Origin of the sequence: Haloferax sp. Atlit-109R, assembly GCF_003665865.1 — an archaeon.
Lineage (GTDB): Archaea > Halobacteriota > Halobacteria > Halobacteriales > Haloferacaceae > Haloferax > Haloferax volcanii.
In genome coordinates this window covers 1430412-1449125 of the sequence record NZ_QPLO01000001.1, presented here as the reverse complement: position 1 = coordinate 1449125, position 18714 = coordinate 1430412, and the positions used below count along the sequence as shown (strand labels likewise).

16 protein-coding genes and 1 pseudogene are annotated in these 18714 nt (G+C 56.6%); 10 read left to right on the top strand and 7 right to left on the bottom strand.

Translation table 11 applies throughout. The features are described 5' to 3' along the window. Positions 1–72 precede the first annotated feature (72 nt). Positions 73–1275, top strand: a complete 1203-nt coding sequence (locus DVK03_RS07610; RefSeq protein ID WP_115802604.1) for a Cdc6/Cdc18 family protein — start codon at positions 73–75, stop codon at positions 1273–1275. 108 nt (positions 1276–1383) lie between these two features. After that, positions 1384–2064 (top strand): phosphoglycolate phosphatase, encoded by a 681-nt coding sequence (locus DVK03_RS07605; RefSeq protein ID WP_115802603.1) that lies wholly within the window; start codon positions 1384–1386, stop codon positions 2062–2064. Positions 2065–2093: 29 nt separating this feature from the next. Here DVK03_RS07605 and DVK03_RS07600 read toward each other — a convergent pair whose 3' ends face one another. After that, positions 2094–2282, bottom strand: coding sequence for an HEWD family protein (locus DVK03_RS07600; RefSeq protein WP_013035288.1), 189 nt, complete (start codon positions 2280–2282; stop codon positions 2094–2096). 196 nt (positions 2283–2478) lie between these two features. On the opposite strand from DVK03_RS07600, the gene DVK03_RS07595 reads away from it, so the two are divergent. Together DVK03_RS07595 and DVK03_RS07590 are read left to right on the top strand one after the other, a co-directional pair. After that, entirely contained in the window at positions 2479–3033 is a 555-nt protein-coding gene (locus DVK03_RS07595) for a class I SAM-dependent methyltransferase (RefSeq protein WP_004041412.1), read from the top strand. Between the two features lie 167 nt (positions 3034–3200). Then, positions 3201–3356: a rubrerythrin-like domain-containing protein gene (locus DVK03_RS07590; RefSeq protein WP_004041411.1), complete on the top strand. Its 156-nt coding sequence runs from the start codon at positions 3201–3203 to the stop codon at positions 3354–3356. 105 nt (positions 3357–3461) lie between these two features. Here the strand turns inward: DVK03_RS07590 and DVK03_RS07585 are convergent, their stop codons facing one another. Further along, positions 3462–4430: a DUF368 domain-containing protein gene (locus DVK03_RS07585; protein ID WP_004063270.1), complete on the bottom strand. Its 969-nt coding sequence runs from the start codon at positions 4428–4430 to the stop codon at positions 3462–3464. 121 nt (positions 4431–4551) lie between these two features. Here DVK03_RS07585 and aglM point away from each other — a divergent pair, with 121 nt between their 5' ends. After that, positions 4552–5844 (top strand): UDP-glucose 6-dehydrogenase AglM, encoded by a 1293-nt coding sequence (gene aglM / locus DVK03_RS07580; RefSeq protein ID WP_115802602.1) that lies wholly within the window; start codon positions 4552–4554, stop codon positions 5842–5844. Between the two features lie 157 nt (positions 5845–6001). On the opposite strand, the gene DVK03_RS07575 is transcribed toward aglM, so the two are convergent. Next, the gene (locus DVK03_RS07575) at positions 6002–9166 is read right to left on the bottom strand and encodes an oligosaccharyl transferase, archaeosortase A system-associated (protein ID WP_115802601.1); all 3165 of its coding nucleotides are present in this window, start codon (positions 9164–9166) and stop codon (positions 6002–6004) included. A 116-nt stretch (positions 9167–9282) separates the two neighbouring features. Here DVK03_RS07575 and aglG point away from each other — a divergent pair, with 116 nt between their 5' ends. Next, entirely contained in the window at positions 9283–10224 is a 942-nt protein-coding gene (gene aglG, locus DVK03_RS07570) for a glucosyl-dolichyl phosphate glucuronosyltransferase (RefSeq protein WP_004063273.1), read from the top strand. 8 nt (positions 10225–10232) lie between these two features. On the opposite strand, the gene aglI is transcribed toward aglG, so the two are convergent. The 3 genes from aglI to DVK03_RS07555 form a co-directional block, all read right to left on the bottom strand. Further along, positions 10233–11123: a glycosyltransferase AglI gene (aglI, locus tag DVK03_RS07565; RefSeq protein ID WP_049916540.1), complete on the bottom strand. Its 891-nt coding sequence runs from the start codon at positions 11121–11123 to the stop codon at positions 10233–10235. 1 nt (position 11124) lies between these two features. Then, positions 11125–11949: a hypothetical protein gene (locus DVK03_RS07560; protein WP_199505979.1), complete on the bottom strand. Its 825-nt coding sequence runs from the start codon at positions 11947–11949 to the stop codon at positions 11125–11127. A gap of 170 nt (positions 11950–12119) precedes the next feature. After that, positions 12120–12752 carry a CatB-related O-acetyltransferase gene (locus DVK03_RS07555; RefSeq protein WP_004063275.1) on the bottom strand — a complete coding sequence of 211 codons (633 nt, stop codon included), beginning with the start codon at positions 12750–12752 and terminating at the stop codon, positions 12120–12122. Positions 12753–12937: 185 nt separating this feature from the next. Between DVK03_RS07555 and DVK03_RS07550 the strand changes: the two genes are divergently transcribed. Then, entirely contained in the window at positions 12938–14128 is a 1191-nt protein-coding gene (locus DVK03_RS07550; protein WP_158545158.1) for a DUF563 domain-containing protein, read from the top strand. A 17-nt stretch (positions 14129–14145) separates the two neighbouring features. Here the strand turns inward: DVK03_RS07550 and DVK03_RS07545 are convergent, their stop codons facing one another. Further along, on the bottom strand, positions 14146–15558 hold the full coding sequence (locus DVK03_RS07545) for a sulfatase-like hydrolase/transferase (protein WP_004063276.1): 1413 nt from the start codon (positions 15556–15558) through the stop codon (positions 14146–14148). A gap of 113 nt (positions 15559–15671) precedes the next feature. On the opposite strand from DVK03_RS07545, the gene DVK03_RS07540 reads away from it, so the two are divergent. The 3 genes and pseudogenes from DVK03_RS07540 to aglF all read left to right on the top strand — a co-directional run bounded on the left by DVK03_RS07540 (position 15672) and on the right by aglF (position 18663). Further along, positions 15672–17096 (top strand): oligosaccharide flippase family protein, encoded by a 1425-nt coding sequence (locus tag DVK03_RS07540; RefSeq protein ID WP_004063277.1) that lies wholly within the window; start codon positions 15672–15674, stop codon positions 17094–17096. A 104-nt stretch (positions 17097–17200) separates the two neighbouring features. Then, positions 17201–17787, top strand: a pseudogene (locus DVK03_RS07535) (IS6 family transposase). A gap of 132 nt (positions 17788–17919) precedes the next feature. Beyond that, positions 17920–18663, top strand: a complete 744-nt coding sequence (aglF, locus tag DVK03_RS07530; protein WP_004063279.1) for a UTP--glucose-1-phosphate uridylyltransferase AglF — start codon at positions 17920–17922, stop codon at positions 18661–18663. Positions 18664–18714 lie beyond the last annotated feature (51 nt).

Genomic DNA, 18714 nt, shown 5'->3' with positions numbered 1-18714 from the left:
CACGGCGGCTGTCGGTAGTGGTCGGTTTTTAGGCGTGCGCCGGATACCGTCAGCCACGGAACGTTCCACGCCATGCGCCTCGAAGACAGAATCACCAGGCGGCGTCGACGCGGCAGGAAGAGACGGCGGCTCGTCCGAGACCTGAGCGCGCTCGACCCGACGGCTCATCCCCGAGAGCCGACCGGCCGCGGTCCGACGCTCGAACGCATTCTCGACCATCTCGACCCGGTGTTCGACGGCGAGTTGCCGCCCGACGCTCACGTCCACGGGCCGAAGGGCGTCGGGAAGTCGGCGGTCGTCGCGGCGCTGTTCGAGCACCTCGCCAGCGCCCTCCCCGCCCGACGGTCGGTCATCCACACCGCGACGCGGACCGCCGCCACGCCGACGACCTCGTTCGCCTACGTCGACGCCCGGGACGCTCCGACCGAGTTCGCGCTCCTTCACGCGGCGCTCGAAACGCTCTCGAAGGAGCCGGTGCCCTCGCAGGGCGTCGGCGCCGAGGCGCTCCGCGAGCGGCTCACGGCGCGGGTCGCCCACGACGAACACGCGGTCGTCGCCGTCGACCACGTCGGCGAGCCGGAGACCGTCTCCGCGGCGACGGCGGTCGAGACGCTTTCTTCGGTGTCGCCGCACGTCTCGGTGCTCACCGTCGGCCGTGACCCGCGGAGCGACGCGACCGAAGCCGGTGATGACGACGACGTAACCGACGTAACCGACGCGGCGTCCATCGCCGTCCCGGCCTACGAGCGCCACAGCCTCGTGGACATCCTCGTCGCGCGCGCGTCCGACGGCGTCACCCGCAACGCGCTCCCGCACGAGGCGACGCGCGAGGTGGCCGAGTGGGCCGACGGCGACGCCCACGACGCGCTCTCGGCGCTCTACGGGGCGGCGACGCTCGCCGCGGCCGACGGCGCGGACACAATCGACACCGAGTACGTCTGCGCCGGCATCGACGCCGTCCCCGACGGCGGCTGTTCGCTCGGCCGCGTGTTCGCGCTCCCAGAGAGCCGCCGGCGCGTCCTCCGGGCGTTCGTCGCGCTCGACGACGAGGAGACGGCCTCGGTCTCGACGGCAACCGAGCACATCGCCGCGTCGCCGCGGGTGTCGCTGTCGCCGGCGACCGTCCGGCGCGTCCTCTACGAGCTTTCGGACCTCGGCATCGTGCGCCGGGTTTCGGACTCCGACTCCACCGACGGCCCGGGCAGACCGGCGACGCGACCCGTCCCGAACTTCTCGACGCTGGCGTTCCGCGGGCTGGACGACGCCGAGCGCTGAGGCGTCGGCGCTCGCCGCCACGAGTTCGTCGTCGGCGTCGAGAGCGCAGGCCGCGGCGCGGTTCTCCCCGACCGCTGAACCTTTTTCCCCCGTCGCCCAACTCCGGGTATGGTTCCGCCGCTCGTACTCGACATCGACGGGACGCTCACCGACGCGGACGGACGTCTCGACCCCCGCGCGTTCGAGGTGCTCCCGGCGTGGGACGCGCCCGTCATCCTCGCCACCGGCAAGGCGTTTCCGTACCCGGTATCGCTGTGTCACTATCTCGGCCTCCCACAGACCGTCATCGCGGAGAACGGCGGGGTCGTCCTCGCAGACGGCGAGGTGACGTTCACCGGCGACCGCGAGGCCGCGCAGGCCGCCGCCGACGAGTTCGTCGCCCGCGGCGGCGACCTCGGCTGGGACGCCGCGGACACCGCGAACCGCTGGCGCGAGACCGAAATCATCGCCCGTCTCGACGCCGACGAGGCGCTCCTCCGGGCAGTCGCAGACGAGTTCGACGTCGAGGTCATCGACACCGGCTTCGCCTACCACATCAAGACGCCGGGAGTCGAGAAGGGCGTCGGCCTCGAACGCGTCTGCGAGACGATGGACTACGACCCCGAGGACTTCGTCGCCGTCGGCGACAGCGTCAACGACGCCTCGACGTTCCGGGTCGCGGGGCGGTCGTACGCCGTCGCCAACGCGGACGACGTAGCCAAGGAGGCCGCCGACACGGTGCTCGACCGGTCGTACATGGACGGCACGCTGTCGGTGCTCGACTCGCTCCGGGAAGAAGACGCGGCGTAACCGCCGACCGCGCGCCGCTCGTCGGCGTCTCAGGCCGGTTCCTCGAAGGGAGCGAAGCGGCCGTTGATGTCCCACTCGTGGATGCAGTAGGGGCTTCCGACCCGTTTCTCGCCGTCCGTCTCGGCGACGAGCCACGTCGCGGCGTCGTCGTCCCAGCGTTCCACCCGACCGCAGCGCTCGCAGGCGCGTCGCGTCGGCCGTCGAAGTTGGGGTTCCATACCTGTGAGACCGACTGCCGGGCAAAAAAGCCCATCGCCGTCGGCAGTTTCGCGGGCGGTCGCTCGGACTCGCGCCGACTCGCGCCGACCCGCTTCGACCCGGTGGCGGACTGACTCACCGGCGGCTATGCACGAGACAAACACGACTCGGGGAGGAACCGATGGGACTTACGGCTCGGGACGCGGAGTGAATCGCATGGGCTTTCACACCTTCGACGCCGACAGGGCGGCGAAACTGGACGACCCCGCGAGATTCCGGTTCGTCTCGCGGGAGGAACTGCTCTCGCACCTCGGCGTCGCGCCCGAACGCGTCGTCGCCGACCTCGGAAGCGGCACCGGTTTTTTCACCGACGAGGTCGCCCCGCACGTCGGCACGCTCTACGCAGTCGACGTGCAGGCGGTCATGCACGACTACTACCGCGAGAAGGGCGCGCCCGACAACGTCGAGTTCGTCACGGCCGACGTGGCGTCGCTCCCGTTCGACGACGACCACCTCGACGCCGCCTTCTCGACGATGACCTACCACGAGTTCGCCACCGACGAGGCGCTCGCCGAACTCGCTCGCGTCGTCCGTCCCGGCGGCACCGTGGTCGTGGTCGACTGGTCCACATCCGGCTCGGGCGAAGACGGCCCGCCGCGAGACGAGCGATTCGGCCTCGGCGACGCCGTCTCCGCGCTCGAAGCGGCCGGCTTCACCGTCACCCACGGCGAGACCCGACGCGAGACGTTCGTCTGCGTCGCCCGGCGCTGACGCGAACGAACCCGTGAAGTGACCCCGTTAGAATTGAACAGTGAGCCGTGCCGAAGTTGATTCGCTTCTCGTTCGAGTGTCCATACCGGCGTAGAATATTAATGTACTAGAGTAATTTGGTGAATATCAGGACAACGCTTACCACGAAAACCATGGTATAGTATATCATGGTGTTACATAACTCAGTCATCGACGACTATCACCCGACCGAGGGGTATTACGAGTGTCGTTCCTGTCGGACTCGGACCGTCAGCGCGAGCCACCTGTCGGAGTGTCCCGACTGCGGCGGGTCGGTTCGAAACATCGCCGTCGCCCGCGAGTGAGGCGCGAGTCGCGCGATTCCGCACGTCATCGATTCGGACGATGACCGACTTCCTTCTCACGGGGCGTCGGAGCACCCCGCTTCGATGCGCCGCTCCGATGCGCGCTCACGACTCGATGACGTCCGTGTACCGGTCGACGAGTAGGACGACCGCCGCGCCGACGACCGCGGCCACGGCGAACGAGGCGTAGAGCTCCGTCGTCCACGACCGTCCCGCGTCGACGAGCGCGGCGGTGCTCTCCACCACGGGCGCGCGGAGCGCGCCGACGATGAGGCTCACGAGGAACGCCAGCGTCGCCCGGCGGTAGTGTTCGAGCGCCCAGCGGACGACGTGCGCGATGCTGAACAGGCCGACGACGGCTCCGACCATGAACGTGACGACGACCGTCCCCGGTTCGACGACGACCGACAGCGGTGCGCCGCCGGCGACGTCGAGGAGGCTGTCGATGAACGCGTTGAGCGCCGCGTTCATGTACTCGTACTGCCCGAGAATCAACAGGATGAGCGACCCGGAGACGCCGGGGAGAATCATCGCGCTGACGGCGATGCCGCCGGCGACCGCAATCGCGGGCAGCGAGTGTCCGAACGCGCCGCCGCTCCCGCCCGAGGCGACGAACGCGAGGCCGAACCCGGCGACGGCCGCCGCGATTTGACGCGGGCCGTCGAGCGAGACTTGGGCGTACAGCACGACCGCCGACGCGGCGATGAGCCCGAAGAAAAAGCCGTAGGTGGGCACCGGCGCGTCGTTGAGCGCGATGTGGAGCACGCGCATCACGGTCACGATTGCGGTGGCGATACCCGCGCCGAGGGCGAGCAGGAAGCCGACGTCGACTTCGCGCATCGCCGCGACCGCGTCGGCCCGGCGTCCGGGGACGACGACGCCGAGGGCGCGCTTGATTCGGCCGGGTGTGATGGCCGTCACCGCGCTGATGAGCCGCTCGTAGATACCCGTGATAAGCGCGATTGTGCCGCCCGAGACGCCCGGCACGGCGTCGGCGGCACCCATGCAGACGCCCTTCAGGTAGATGAGAAGCCACGAGAGCCGGGGAGCGTCCCCGTCTGAGTTCCTCGACATTTCGTTGTCGGACCCTCTCTCGGGGAGGATATCAGTCCACCGCTACGTGATTCCGGCTGTTTCCTCAGTGAACTACGGGACTCGGAAAGAATCAAACCACCTGGCATTCACAACTCTACCAATGGAACTCAGTATCATCGGGAGTGGGTACGTCGGCACGACTATCGCGGCGTGCTTCGCTGAACTCGGACACGACGTCGTCAACGTGGACATCGACGAAGACATCGTCGCCTCACTCAACGATGGGCAGGCCCCGATTCACGAGCCCGGACTGGCCGAGCTCGTCGAACGGTACGCGGGAGACCGACTCCGAGCGACGACCGACTACGACGAGATTCTCGACACGGACGCGACGTTCCTCGCCCTGCCGACCCCGTCGAACGACGACGGCAGCATCGACCTCGGCGCGATGAAAGCCGCGGCGACCTCGCTCGGTGAGACGCTGGCCCGGAAAGACGATTCGCACCTCGTCGTCACCAAGAGCACGGTCGTTCCGCGGACGACGGTCGACGTCATCGGGCCGCGAATCGAAGAGGCCTCGGGGAAACGCGTCGGCGACGGGTTCGATATCGCGATGAACCCCGAGTTCCTCCGCGAAGGCACCGCCGTCGACGACTTCCTTTCGCCGGACAAAATCGTCCTCGGCGCGCAGACCGACCGGGCGTACGAGACGCTAGCCGAGATTTTCGCCCCGCTCGTCGAACGCGCCGGGAACCCACCCGTCGTCAAGACCGGTATCAGCGAAGCCGAGATGATAAAGTACGCCAACAACGCCTTCCTCGCGTCGAAGATTAGCCTCGCCAACGACCTCGCGAACATCTGCAAGGAGTTCGGCGTCGACTCCGCGGAAGTGTTGGAGAGCATCGGCCTCGACTCCCGTATCGGGTCGGCGTTCCTCGGTGCGGGTCTCGGCTGGGGCGGGTCGTGTTTCCCGAAGGACACGGCCGCCATCATCGCCGCCGCCCGCGCTCAAGGCTACGAACCGCGTCTGTTGCAGGCCGCCGTCGACGTCAACGACGGCCAACCGGAGCGTATGCTCGACCTCCTCCGCGAGCGATTCGACCTCGACGGCAAGCGCGTCGCCGTGCTCGGACTCGCGTTCAAGCCCGGCACCGACGACATCCGGAAATCCCGCGCGATTTTACTCATTCAGGCGCTCCTCGACGCAGGGGCCGACGTCGTCGGCTACGACCCCGTCGCCACCGAGAACATGCGGGAGCGGTTCCCCGACATCGACTACGCCGACTCCGCCGCCGACGCGCTCGCAAACGCCGACGCGGCGCTCGTCGCAACCGACTGGGACGAGTTCGCGGCGCTCGACGACGAGTTCGACGCCATGCGCGAGCGCATCGTCATCGACGGCCGCCGCATCGTCACCCGCCGCGAGGGTCTCGACTACGAGTCGCTCGTCTGAGCCGGAACCGGAGTCGGAGCCGGACCGGAACCGAAGCCGAAGACTGCTTCCGAGCGGCTTTCGCTCGGCACTCGCTTTTCGACCGTCGGCGGTTGTTCTGAACTGCGTGTGGAAAATGAAACTGCGACCGCGAGAGTCGTCGCCGTCTCGGCTCGTGTTACGCGGCGGCCGAGACCGCGCTGGCGTCGACCGACGCCGAGGTCGATGTCGACGCCGACTCGTTCGTCTGCGAGTCGTCGGACGTGCCGTCCTCGGACGAGCTATCCTCGGACGAAGAATCGCCCGGCAGGTCGAGTTCCTGTTCGTTCCGTTCGAGGGTGACCTGCACGGTACCGTCTTCGGCACCGTTGACGAGGCCCTCGTCGACGGCGACGTTCTCCGCCTGGTAGCTGACGATGGTGCTGTTCCCGGTGACCGAGGTCGGCCCGGTGAACGCGTAGCCGCCCGCCGCGCGGACGCTGACGTTCGTGTAGCCGTTGTCCGGGCCGTACTCGTCGTAGCCGGTCGTGGAGTACGGGAGCGTCATCGTGAACTCACCGTCGGCGTCGGTCTGGGCCTGCTGCGTGTAGGTGAAGTTCGTGCCAGTCGTCAGGTCGCGCATCTGGACGCGCGCGGTCACCGTCGTGTTGGCCGGGGCACCGCTGCCGTCGACCGTCGCGCCGGGGACGCGCTCGAACGTCTTGACCCACGCGGGGTTGTTGGGGACGAGCGCCTGCGGCTGGAGGCCGTAGGTGTTGCCCTCGCTGATGAGCGACCGCTGGTAGGACCCCGAGCGGAGCGCCGAGCTGTTCGAGGACTTCACGAGGCGGTAGTGTTCGAGGGCGGACACGCGCTCCTCGGGGAACGTACCGATACCGCCGATCTGGGAGGTCGGGTCGTTCGCGACGTACTCCTCCGCGGCGCTCATGTTGTCGAACGTCCTGACCGCCTGCCCGTCCGAGGGCGTCACTCTGAACGTGGTCGAGCCGTCGGCGGACGTACGTTCTTCCCAGTCGACGACGATTGGCGACGCCTCGCGGGCGCTGCCGTGGTACGCGTAGAGCCGGACCATCAGGCTCTCGTAGTACCGCTGGTCCTTGAGGCTCGACGCGGCGGCGACAGTCGTTTGCTCGCCCTGTTCTTGCAGGCGGAACATCGGGTTGTAGAAGTCCGACCTGGAGATGTTCGACTCGTCGTAGAAGACGGTCGGCGCGCTGAACTTCGCGTCGGTCGAAGCCATCTGCCAGTCGACCATGACGTAGCGGGTCTGGTCGCCTTCGCCGTCGTCACCCATCGAAGTGAGAACCGACTCAGCCTGCTGTTCATCTTCGGCGAGGAGGTAGTTCGCTGCCTCGGTGGCACCTCCTTGGAACGGGTTCGCGTTCGGGATGCGCTCGCCGAGGACGGTGATCCAGTGACCGTAGTCCCACCAAGACATGACGCCGTACGCACCGTCCGGATAGTCGAAGTCGTCCGTGTACTCGTACGTCCCGTAGTACTCCATCCGGTTCGATTCGCCGCCGAACTCACCTTCTGCGGGTGTGTTGTTCTGCATCCAGGTGAGGCTCCCGTCCCACTGAGTGACCGTTCCTGGACCGGTCTGGGACGCTTGCATGGCGGTCTGAGACACGCCGCCGTTGCCGAGTTGAATCGGGATGATGAGAACGGGCGTGAGGATGAGGAGGACGGCAATCACGACTGCTGCGACCTGCCCATACGAGATGTCGTCGAAGCGCTCGACGTTCGCGAGGCCGACGAAGTCGATTCCGAGGGCCTCTCGGAGGAGGTAGGCGTTCATCACCGCGACGACCACCGCGAGGTAGTAGTTGAAACGAACCTGCGTGAACGCTGCCGACGTGATGATGGCTGCCCACACGAGGACGAACAGACGTTCGCTCTCGTAGTCGGCTTGCATCACTGCGCCCACGATGAGTGCGGTGACGATGGTGAGGCTAACGAGCGACGATTCGACGCCCAGGGCACTGCCGATTCCTGCTGGAAGCGCCGGTATCAAGAAGAGTACTCCGATGAGGGCGAGACTCCCGACAGCGTATCCGATCTTCCGCGAGTTTCCACCCTTGACAAGCGGCTTCGCGACGAGCCACACTGCCGCGAGAGCACCTGTGAAGAAGGTGAAGCCGTACTCGGACATGATACGGCCGACAGCAGTCTGACCGTTCGACTGGAGTACGTTTGCTGCGAGGAACGGCTGGGCTTCACTGATGGTTCGGGTCGCAGCGCCGGCGCTGAACCCAACCGTACGGAGGAAGTTGCGTGCGATCGAATCGAAAACACTCGGAAGGACGAGAGAAAACAGCACTATCCCGACAAGCATGGTTCCGCCAACCACCGCAGGATAGTACCGCTCGTCGACGTCGTTCGATTCCCACCACCGGGCGAGTGCGGCGAGGAACACAGCACCGAGGGCGACGCCGAGTGAGAACAGCGGCTGCAAGAAGCCGAAGTCGGTCACCCCGAATCCCGGTTCCTCGATCGGGATGAACATCAGTAAGCCGGTGACCGTCATCGAGATGGCACCGACGAACGCCGTGTGTTCAGGCGACCGACCGCGGACGTAGTCGGAAGCCATCTTCAGGACCAAAAAGAGGCCAAAGATACCGACGAGAAGGATTCCCGGTGGCCACGACCACATGTAGATGGCCGTTGCGACACCGGCGAGAACGGACCACTTCAGGGGTTCACGGAGCGCATCGAGGTCGCGTGCCGCAACGAGTTCCCAGACGGGTTTCTCTCTGTCGGCAACCGTGAGGGCGATCATGATCGCGAGGACGGCAAAGCCCATGAAGAACGGCTCTACGATATTGTGATCTGCAAACCCAACGAGCCCACGTTGGAGGAACGCTCCTGGGAGAAGCATCAGAATAACCGCACCGAAGAGCCCACCGAGACGGCCGCCGAGACGCTTCCCGATAAGGTAGGTTGGGATAACGGTTAACGCACCGAAGACGGCCGGCGCGACCAAAAGCGACTTGGCTACGAGGTCTGATGACGGGCTTCCCAGACCGACGACGAGCGCCGCGGTCGCGACGAGTTGGTCGTAAATTGTCCCGAACTGACCTGCGGTCCGGCCGAACGGGAATTCGGTCCACGGATCGAACGGCATCGTCGCGGGCCAGTTCCGGACGGTGTATTCCACCTGGCGAAGATGATACCAGGCGTCGTTTCCTGAGAAGAACACTGTGCCCTCTCGAATGAATGCGTCATAACTGCGGAGGCGTATCCACAGCATGACGAGAATAATAGTCGAGAGGACCGGTATGTGATACCAGTCGCGAGCGAGATCCGCTATGGAGGGCGAATACTTTGTTTGCTCGTCACTCATTGTGACCAACAACCGCCAAGCCGTTCATAAGCCTTGTGATAGTCTGTGTCGGTAGAAATAGCTAGTTACAAATCGAAGGACAATGCTTATTCGGGACTCCTCGGTAACTCCGACTTATGAAAGTCTCCGTCGTGGTCTGTACGTACTCGATGGAACGGTACGAGTCATTCTCCGAGACCGTCGAGAGTGTCCTCGCACAGACCTACGAACCCCTCGAACTCGTCATCGTTGTCGATGGAAACGAAGAGGTGTTCGACCGCGTGCAAGACGACTTCGGTGACATCGACGATGTCGTTCTGCACTGTAACGACGAGAACCGCGGTATCTCGTACAGTCGGACCAAAGGTGCTGAGCTCGGAACCGGCGACGTCGTCGCGATGATTGATGACGACGCAACGGCAGAACCCGATTGGATTGAGACGCTCGTCGACACCTATGAAAACAATCCGGATGCGGTCGCTGTCGGCGGTACCGTCGTCCCCGACTGGGTCGCTCGCAAACCAGAGTTCTTTCCAGAAGAATTCTACTGGCTCGTCGGGTGTGACGAACGTGGGTTCGGCGAGCACATGGAGGAGGTTCGGAACACCTACGGCTCGAACATCTCCTTCAAGCGCGACGTTTTTCTCGAAGTGGGCGGCTACGACACGAACACCGGTCGAAAAGGAGACAAACACGTCCAGGCGCACGAAGCACCCGTCTGCATTCGTATCTACGAACAGACGGGCGAGCGCGTCATCTATAACAAACAAGCGCGCGTGAATCACAAACTCTTCGAATATCGAACTGAGTTTGACTGGCTCGTCTTTCGTTCGTTCTGGCAGGGCTACTCGAAGCGCGTGATGGACTTGTTGTATCCACAAGCGTCAGACGATAAAAACGCGTATCTGAAGGACTTGATGCTCGTCTACGTTGTTGACCGACTCAAGAATCTCGTCGAAGACCCGTCGCTGGCGCAGGTCCAACAATTGATCGCTATCTTCGTTTTCACTGCGGCGGTTGGATTTGGATACGTCTACGGTCTGTTGACGCCGAACCTCGTCGAGAAGACGAATAATTAGTTGGCGTTTCAGCGGGTGTTCCCGCGAACGTATCGGACGTACTCACGATAATACCCGAGGGCGCGAACTCCTGTCATCACTACCGAGAGAACGCCGAAGAGCAGTCGCTCGAAATCGAGACCGGACGACTCCTCATCGGGCGACTTCACGCCACTCGGACGTGGCGGAATCCCGGGACGGCCGAACCGCTCGGCGTAGTACTCTTGCCGCTGACACAAGCCGCGGCCGACGCGAAGTTCTTTTTTCACCAGCGACGAGAACGAATCTCGAACTGGGTGGTACAGTGTCGCCGCCGGTGCAAACGCTTGCCTGTACCCGGCGTTTGCGACTCGACTGCCGAACTCCGAGTCACCGCCCGACACGAGACGCTCGTCGAACGGACCGACATCGTCGACGACCTCTCGACTGACGAGGAGCCCGCACGTCGGGGCGTACTGCTGCTGACGAATATACTGCGCTATGGGAAAGGCGGTCTGTGCGTCAAACCTTGCTGCGAGCGTGTCTTCCCCATTGGTAACCAGTTCGACGTCGCACCCGACGTACGCTGCCTCGTCCATCGCGTCAACCGCCGTTTCGAGCCACGACTCGTCCATGTACATGTCGGCGTCGACGAACGCAAATATCTCTCCCGTCGCCTGTTCTATGCCAGCGTTTCGGGCCGCGTACGACCCCTGGATTTCGTCTTCGACGACGAGTGTGACGTTCTCGTGCTCGCGTTCGAACTGACGAATCACGTCGCGCGTCTCGTCTGTCGACCCGTTGTCGATGGGGAGTATGTTTACTCTCTCCGTCGGGTACGTCTGTTTGGTCAGCGCAGTCAGTGTGTCACGTATACCTGTGGGGTCGTTATAAACTGGAACGATTACAGAGACTGTTGGAAGGGGTGAATCACCTGTCATTTTATTCTGTATATCCGAGCGCAGTCAGACGATCCTCAACGACTGACCCATCTATTTCCGTGTCTCCGACCGGTTCCTCAGTAGTCACGTCGCGACGATCCCCTTCGACGATGAGCCACGGAACATCAACAAGTGGCGAACTTCGTATTCCGGCTGGGTGCCCGTAAACTCTTATCGGAATTGGTTTAATTCGCTCTCCAAGGAGGTTTCCATGGTCTGAAGTGACAATGCTCTTGCCGTTGAGTTCGCCAAGTAGCTTTTCAGCGTGCGCTAAAACTATATCAAGGTTTTCTTCATAAGCTTCGATAACTTGTGTGAGGTTATAATCTGCGACACCATATTGTAACTCATCCCACACAGAAAAGCTATGTTTCCGTCCCTCTTTCGTCGGGCTGTACCCTCTATGCGAGAGTTCTTTACCTTTCTCCCCAATAAATGGGTAATGTGGCTGCATGAAATGAATAAGTAGACGTTTATCAGGGTACTCCTGAGAAATCTGCAACGTGGACTCAACGACAGTCTCTGGCTTGACTGTTTGTAATTCTTCATTCCACTGATCTAATAAATTAACAACTTTGTAGAATGTCCCTGATTTAATCTCAGTCGAGAATGGATTTGCAGTAATATAAATTGTGTCGTGAAATTCTCTTTCAAAAAAGTTGCACTTCATGAACTCTAAACTTTGAGAGGCAGGGGAAGTTTGCCGTTTCAGAGTACCATCAATAGTATTTCGTTTCTTAAATATGTCGTATCGGCAGCCATCGAGAATAAGTAAGTTGTCCCAGTCTTCAGCCATAACATCAAAACGACTATCTGATGCTGCCATAGAGTGTATCTTTTTATTCACAAACAAACATGTCTTTGAAACCTCTCCCTTAAGCAGCTGTGGATTGTCTAACACTCTTCGAAAGTTCTGAACAGATAGTTTGCTTAACATCGTAAATCCATTGTTGAGGTATGGCGTTCACTTCCATATAACCGTTTATCAACCCTAGGCTACTCAACTAGCAGATCACGAATATCCGAAATCTGTTCTAGGTTAGTTTGGAAGAATTCATGGTTCTTCCGTAACTTCTCTGCATCCCATTCCCACCACTGCGTTTCAAGCAGTTGCTCCCGTATCTCTTCACCAAACCTCCATCCCTTATGAGTTGCCGGGACACCAGCCACAATTTCATACGGTTGCACATCCTTCGTTACAACTGCCCCTGCGCCGATTATAGCACCGTGACCGATATTCACACCAGATAATATAGTAACATCTGTCCCTATCCATACATCGCTTCCAATCTTTGTTCGCCCCTTCGAAACGTGCGGGAGTGATGAATCAAGATATTCTTGATAGAATCGCATTTGGATACTCGGACGTGATGTCAAGTGATCCCGTGCCTGTACTGTTACGTCTCGCGCAATTGCGCAGAAGTTACCAACAGTGATGTCACCAATTAGCTCATCTTCCCGAACTAGGTTTGTCCCTCTACCAACCTCAATGTCTCCTTCTAGATGGCTGTCTCGTCCGATCGTGACATCCGGCCCAAGCCGTACGTTACCAATAAATGTACATCCACGTTCAACGGATACTGACTGTGACTTCTCAATATTAGTCTTCACCGGCAAATTATTAATCACTTTGACAATTGGTTCAGGATACTTGGTCTGTCGAAGAAGCAATATGGCTATACGTTTAGAGTATTTACCTAACATGTTCTATTGGCAATATTCGCGTTATCATGCTTATACTGGTACCGGGGTTTGACTACACCTTTGTATACAAGATAGACAAATATAGATTTCGTGGGACCGTAGCGGTATTTATGCATCTCCTGCGCCAAGCGTCTCGAAAAGTAAGCCATGACGGTGTAGGTGCGCTCTTCAGCGAAATTCACGAGCGAGTGTTCCGTGAGAAAGTACTTCGCTACTATGTTGACGCTTCACTTGATTACGATGAAGATGTAGTCAGTGTTGAATCAATTATTAGTAATGGTTCTTTCTCGTATTTGGATTCCATAGTGACAGAAAGGAATCACATACCACGAAAAACGCGGGTCGGGGATGATGACAATATAACAAACGTTAGCCATGGTCAGGTAGTACCTCAACAATGTGCTCAGTTTGTTGATGCAACTGTTTTCCAACCAACTGGCCTTATTCGAACCCAAGACGGCCGATTTATATCAGATTCTGTCGGACCACCTCACCTTTCTTCACGGCGTGTGAGCGTTGCTCTTTCGATGTTTGGTTACGAGTGTGGTTTTAATCAACTCCGGTCAGTATTTGCAGGTGAATCTCCAGATCCCATTACACATGTTGACGAAGCAATTGTTTTGATGCCGCTCTGGCCAAATTACTTCCATTGGACAATAGAATGCCTATTGAAGCTTCACTGGGTAGAACGATATATCGACTCAACTGGAAACGAACCAACAATTCTTGTTCCTCCAGATCTTTCATCTTGGATGGCTGAATCGCTATCTCTACTTGGGTACGATGACAATGGTCTCTGGGCGCTAGAATCACCTGCCGTCCACGCTAACAGAATCCTCATCCCATCACAGATTGAACCGGTTCCCAAGCATAGTGGTTGGCTCCGGAACAAAATGATTGAGAATATTGATGAGCTAAAAGGGGATGAACGAATTTACATTTCTCGAAAAAATGCAACAAAACGCCAGGTTATAAATGAAGAAGAACTCATTAGTGCTCTCAAAACCCGAGGTTTCAGACCATATGTATTAGAAGAACTTTCTGTGAAAGAACAAGTTTCATTGTTTGCGGAGGCTGAAGTTGTAGTAGGACCACATGGAGCAGGATTCGCAAATCTAATTTATGCCTCTGACCCACTCGTAGTTGAGTTATTTGGACAAAAACGATTAAATACGTATCACCGACTTGCTACCTCTTTGGAACATCAATATGAGCCGATATACTGTGATGCTGAGGGTTCTGACCTGCGTGTTGATATAACTAAAGTGATTAACAAGTTAGATGAATATATTATCTCGTAGTGTGTTTTGTCTTTTTATTAGACGTAGCCAAGGTCTTCGAGTCGCTGTTCAGTCGCGTTACTAACGTCACGTCGTGATTTTTCAATGTCATATCTCTCCATCTCATTGAATACTTTAGAGACGTAATCGCCATCTGAATCTTTGATTTTGTATGCCATTTGTGCGTTAGGGACTTCTAATTTTACTGAATCCTCACCTCTGTCTGCATATTTGAATACAGTTCCATCTCTGAGTTGATAGACCGCTCGCCATGGTCCTCGGAACCGGTCCTTGTCTGCAACTGTATCTGGGAGTTTTTCTGGATCAGCCATTCGGAATGTAGAGACCACCACTTGCCCGTCACTTGGACAGAATGAGTCGGCACACGCGTCTCCTGTCTGAACTGATCGAACAACTTCTGGGAATTTAGACAGCGTAGCGAGATTTGAAATACGCCTCCCTGTTGGTCCGTCTGGATATCTAACGACTAACGGCACGTGCGTTTGGATTTCTTCGATACCCCAGCTATGATCAATAATCGGTGTTCTAGGGTCAAGAAGACTGTGTTCACCAAATCCCTCTCCGTGGTCACTCGTTATCACGAGAAGAGTATTGTTGAGGGCTCCAGACCGCCGCAGTTCTCCGATGAGGTTTCTTAATGCATGGTCCATCTGCCGAATTCCCCCATCATACAGGTTCTCAAGTGCCTCTAGTTGCCACATTGGACACTCTCCAGTGAGAAATGTCCGTGTGAGCGGTCCTTTGGGGAGATCTTTATGGATCTTTTGGAGTTGTTTCCCCCCCCATTCGTCAAACTCATCTTTTGGAAGATACGGATAATGAGCGTCCATGAGATTAAGGCACGCAGCCCACGGTCCATCACGTTCGGTGAACCAATTCAGAAAGTCGTCTACATAAACGTTTGCAGCTTCTCGTTTGGGGGAATGTGCATTTGATGGTTTAAAGTACGTTTCAACACCGTTCAGAAAGCTTTGCAGTGGGCGCTCGTCCTTGATACACTTCCGTACATACTCTTGTATTGAGATGTTCCCTACGAATTCATCTGGACTCATTGCCTCTGGAAACAATCGCTTCCCACCTTCAATGACATCGAAGCAATCAGCCAAGTTTGACGCCTCACCAACAACGATATTTGGTGTAAACAGACCAGTTTCGTACCCCTTTGCTGAAAGCTCAGCCCAAATAGTCTCTGACGGATCGATAGTGGATGTGTGTCCGAATACACCATGTTCAGCGACTTCATACCCCGTGAAAATACTCACATGGCTTGAGATACTATGAATTCCCGGAGACCGTGCTTGATCATACACCACCGACTCAGATGCGAATTCATCTAGGAACGGTGTTGTGTCATGTTTGTGTCCATGAAGAGATGTATTCTTTGCTCGGACACTATCGAGGATGACGAGAAGAACGTTTGTGTCACTCATTGTCTCTAGTACACAGCTATTCGTCTTCGATCATATACTATCTTAATCGCTTCGCTCCTCTTGAACCGATGGCTTATTTTAGGATCCAATACTTCTACGTGAAGTACCCGCATATGAGGCTTGGACAAACATCAATCGTTTTTTACATATCTAACCTGCTCGCGTCCGTGCTTGGTTTTGTTGCGACGATCTATTTTACCCGACTTCTTGGTCCTAGCGTTTTTGGAACATACTCGCTTATTATCGTGGTTGTTGCGTGGCTTCAATTTGGAAGTGAGCTTGGTATTACGACTGCATTGAAAAAACGGGTGAGCGAGTCCGCGGATGGTGTTCCGTATCTAATTGCTGGGTTTGCCACCATGTCCACATTCTTTACATTGACTGCGTTAGTGATTGTTGCAGTCTCACCACAACTCACAGGCTATCTTGGTGTAGACATGACGGCGTTGTTATTGGCTCTGTTGGGTGTGAGAGTAATCTTCAGGTTCGTTAGAGTTGGTCTCGAAGGACAGCGACGCGTTCATATCTCAGGGGGATTAGAGCCGATTCAACGTTTATGTCAAAGTACGTTTCAAATTAGTTTATTAGCATTAGGGCTTGGACTGTGGGGGATGTTAGCTGGTGCTATAATAGGGACATTCCTAACAGCACTATTTGGTGTGACGCAGCTTCGACTTTCGCTTAAATTACCGCAAAAAAAGCATTTTCGCTCAATACTCTCATTCGCGCGATTTTCTTGGCTTGACTCTCTACGAGGGAGGTCATTTACTTGGATGGACATCTTTGTGCTCGGTCTTTTCGTCCCATCCTCGTTTGTTGGATTTTATAATGCAGCATGGAATGTCGCTTCGTTTCTTGCCTTCGGAAACGCTGTTAGTTCGGCTTTTTTCCCGGAGATAAGCGAAATATCCTCTAATGGAAATTTAGACGAGATTGGGTCTCTTGTCTCTGACACACTTGCATTTAATGGGCTCTTTCTTATTCCGGGTCTCATTGGTGCTTCTCTCCTTGGTGATCGAATCCTCTTGGTGTATGGTTCAGACTTTTCAGAGGGGTACCCCGCACTCGTCCTACTTATTGGCTCACTTCTCATTTATGGATATTTCAAGCAGCTACTTAACACATTGATGGCTATTGATCGTCCAGACCTGGCGTATTGGTGTAATATTTCATTTGTAGGGAGTAATACGGTCCTCAATGTAGTTCTAGTCTGGCAATTTGGGTGGTTAGGTGCTGCTGTCGGTAGTCTTATTGCATCGGCGGCAGCGTTTGTTATCTCATACCACTATCTTAGTTCACTAGTTTCCTTTACAATTCCAATACGTGAAATATTTGAACAAATGATAGCCGCTACTGTAATGGGAGTCGTTATTCTAATTTCTTTGCCGGTTGAGGAGTTCTTTCCTCCGATTCTACCTTCACTAGTTGCTACTCTCTGTTTCATTGGCCTCGGTGGAATTATCTACTTCAGTTGCCTCATCGGAATCTCTCCACGCTTTCGAGGTATTCTCAGAAATAATGTATCCTTCATTGGATGATACATTCCAGGGCACCGAGCCAAGAGATGAACTGGTTGAAGAGCTAGTTTCCTATGCTGCTCGAAGACCTGCTTAACGAGAGTTTGGACACAGCGCACGCTTGAATGTTACAGTGGGAGCGGACGGTGACGCCCGTCAGGGCGTTCGCCGTCCGACTCCGTGCTGCCGGTCTTCCACTTAGAAAGATAAAAGCGATTCTTCGGTTACTTGGCATAGAACGCTCGTTTCAAGCAGTCTTTCAGTGGGTACATCGGCTGGCTAACAGTGTGTCAGACCCGTCGAAGGGGCAGCCGAGGTGGGTCATGCTTGACGAGACCGCTGTCACAATCAATGGCGAGTGGTCTTGGTTGTACGCTGTAATAAATATTGACACGAAAGTGATCCTTGAGGTCGCACTGTTCAAGCACCATAGAACTAATCTGGCGGCTGCATTTATCTACGGGGTCTGTGAGAAACACGACTGTTCAGAGACGGCGCTTCTGGCTGATACTTTCGGATACTAGACTGCCTTCTCTCGGTTAAGGTTGAACGCTAGGTCGACTACACAGACCGAAACCTGATTGAAAGGTGGTTTCAGACGTTCAAAATGAGGGTTTACCGTTTCCACAACTCATGGGGTGACTGTCGGCTGAGTGTCCGTGGATGACTTGTAGTAGCTGTTCATTACCATAACTTTCAGCGACCGCATTAATCGCTCAACGGACGGCCGCCAGCTCAGGAGGTTGACTAGACAGTGTCCCAAATATAATCTTATCAATCTAATATGATGTTAAAAAATCATACACACAAAAGATATTTGTGTCGGCACAGGTCTCGAAGAATCATGCAAGCAGTCATACTCGCCGCCGGAAAAGGAACTCGCCTAAGACCCCTTACTGAAGACAAACCTAAGGGAATGGTAGAGGTTGCAGGTAAACCGATTTTAACACATTGCTTCGAGCAGCTAGCTGCCCTCGATGCTGAAGAGTTCGTCGTCGTTGTCGGGTATCGAAAGCAGGATATTATCAGCCACTACGGAGATGATTTCGATGGGATTCCAATCACCTACCGTCATCAACGTGAGCAAAACGGTCTCGCGCATGCGTTGTTGACCGTAGAGAATGATGTTGACGGAGACTTCATGCTAATGCTAGGTGATAACATATTCAATGCAAATCTTTCTGATGTCGTTAATCGTCAACGAGAAGATCGGGCAGATGCAGCATTCCTAGTAGAAGAAGTTCCTTGGGAAGATGCATCTCGATTTGGGGTCTGCGAAACAAACAAATATGGTGAGATTACAGATGTTGTAGAGAAGCCAGAAGAGCCTAATTCAAACTTAGTAATGACTGGTTTCTATACTTTCTCTCCAGCGATATTCCACGCCTGTCATCTCGTCCAGCCATCAAACCGTGGAGAATACGAGATAAGCGAGGCTATCGATTTACTCATTCGGTCTGGCCGTACAATTGATGCAATCCGACTTGAAGGATGGCGGATTGATGTCGGTTATCCGGAAGACCGTGACGAAGCCGAACGCCGAATTCTCGAGGCCAAAGAGAGCGAAAGTACAGAGAAACAAGACTGAACTAGTCCTTCGTCCATGCAGGTGACCTAGTTCTTTTTTGAACTGATTTGG

Coding starts and splice junctions, on each gene's coding strand:
- DVK03_RS07575 (WP_115802601.1), bottom strand. CDS start 9,166: ATGAGTGACGAGCAAACAAAGTATTCGCCCTCCATAGCGGATCTCGCT.
- DVK03_RS07550 (WP_158545158.1), top strand. CDS start 12,938: ATGCATCTCCTGCGCCAAGCGTCTCGAAAAGTAAGCCATGACGGTGTA.
- DVK03_RS07605 (WP_115802603.1), top strand. CDS start 1,384: ATGGTTCCGCCGCTCGTACTCGACATCGACGGGACGCTCACCGACGCG.
- DVK03_RS07560 (WP_199505979.1), bottom strand. CDS start 11,949: ATGGCAGCATCAGATAGTCGTTTTGATGTTATGGCTGAAGACTGGGAC.
- DVK03_RS07540 (WP_004063277.1), top strand. CDS start 15,672: ATGAGGCTTGGACAAACATCAATCGTTTTTTACATATCTAACCTGCTC.
- DVK03_RS07595 (WP_004041412.1), top strand. CDS start 2,479: ATGGGCTTTCACACCTTCGACGCCGACAGGGCGGCGAAACTGGACGAC.
- DVK03_RS07610 (WP_115802604.1), top strand. CDS start 73: ATGCGCCTCGAAGACAGAATCACCAGGCGGCGTCGACGCGGCAGGAAG.
- DVK03_RS07600 (WP_013035288.1), bottom strand. CDS start 2,282: ATGGAACCCCAACTTCGACGGCCGACGCGACGCGCCTGCGAGCGCTGC.
- DVK03_RS07590 (WP_004041411.1), top strand. CDS start 3,201: ATGGTGTTACATAACTCAGTCATCGACGACTATCACCCGACCGAGGGG.
- aglM (WP_115802602.1), top strand. CDS start 4,552: ATGGAACTCAGTATCATCGGGAGTGGGTACGTCGGCACGACTATCGCG.
- aglG (WP_004063273.1), top strand. CDS start 9,283: ATGAAAGTCTCCGTCGTGGTCTGTACGTACTCGATGGAACGGTACGAG.
- DVK03_RS07585 (WP_004063270.1), bottom strand. CDS start 4,430: ATGTCGAGGAACTCAGACGGGGACGCTCCCCGGCTCTCGTGGCTTCTC.
- DVK03_RS07545 (WP_004063276.1), bottom strand. CDS start 15,558: ATGAGTGACACAAACGTTCTTCTCGTCATCCTCGATAGTGTCCGAGCA.
- aglI (WP_049916540.1), bottom strand. CDS start 11,123: ATGACAGGTGATTCACCCCTTCCAACAGTCTCTGTAATCGTTCCAGTT.
- aglF (WP_004063279.1), top strand. CDS start 17,920: ATGCAAGCAGTCATACTCGCCGCCGGAAAAGGAACTCGCCTAAGACCC.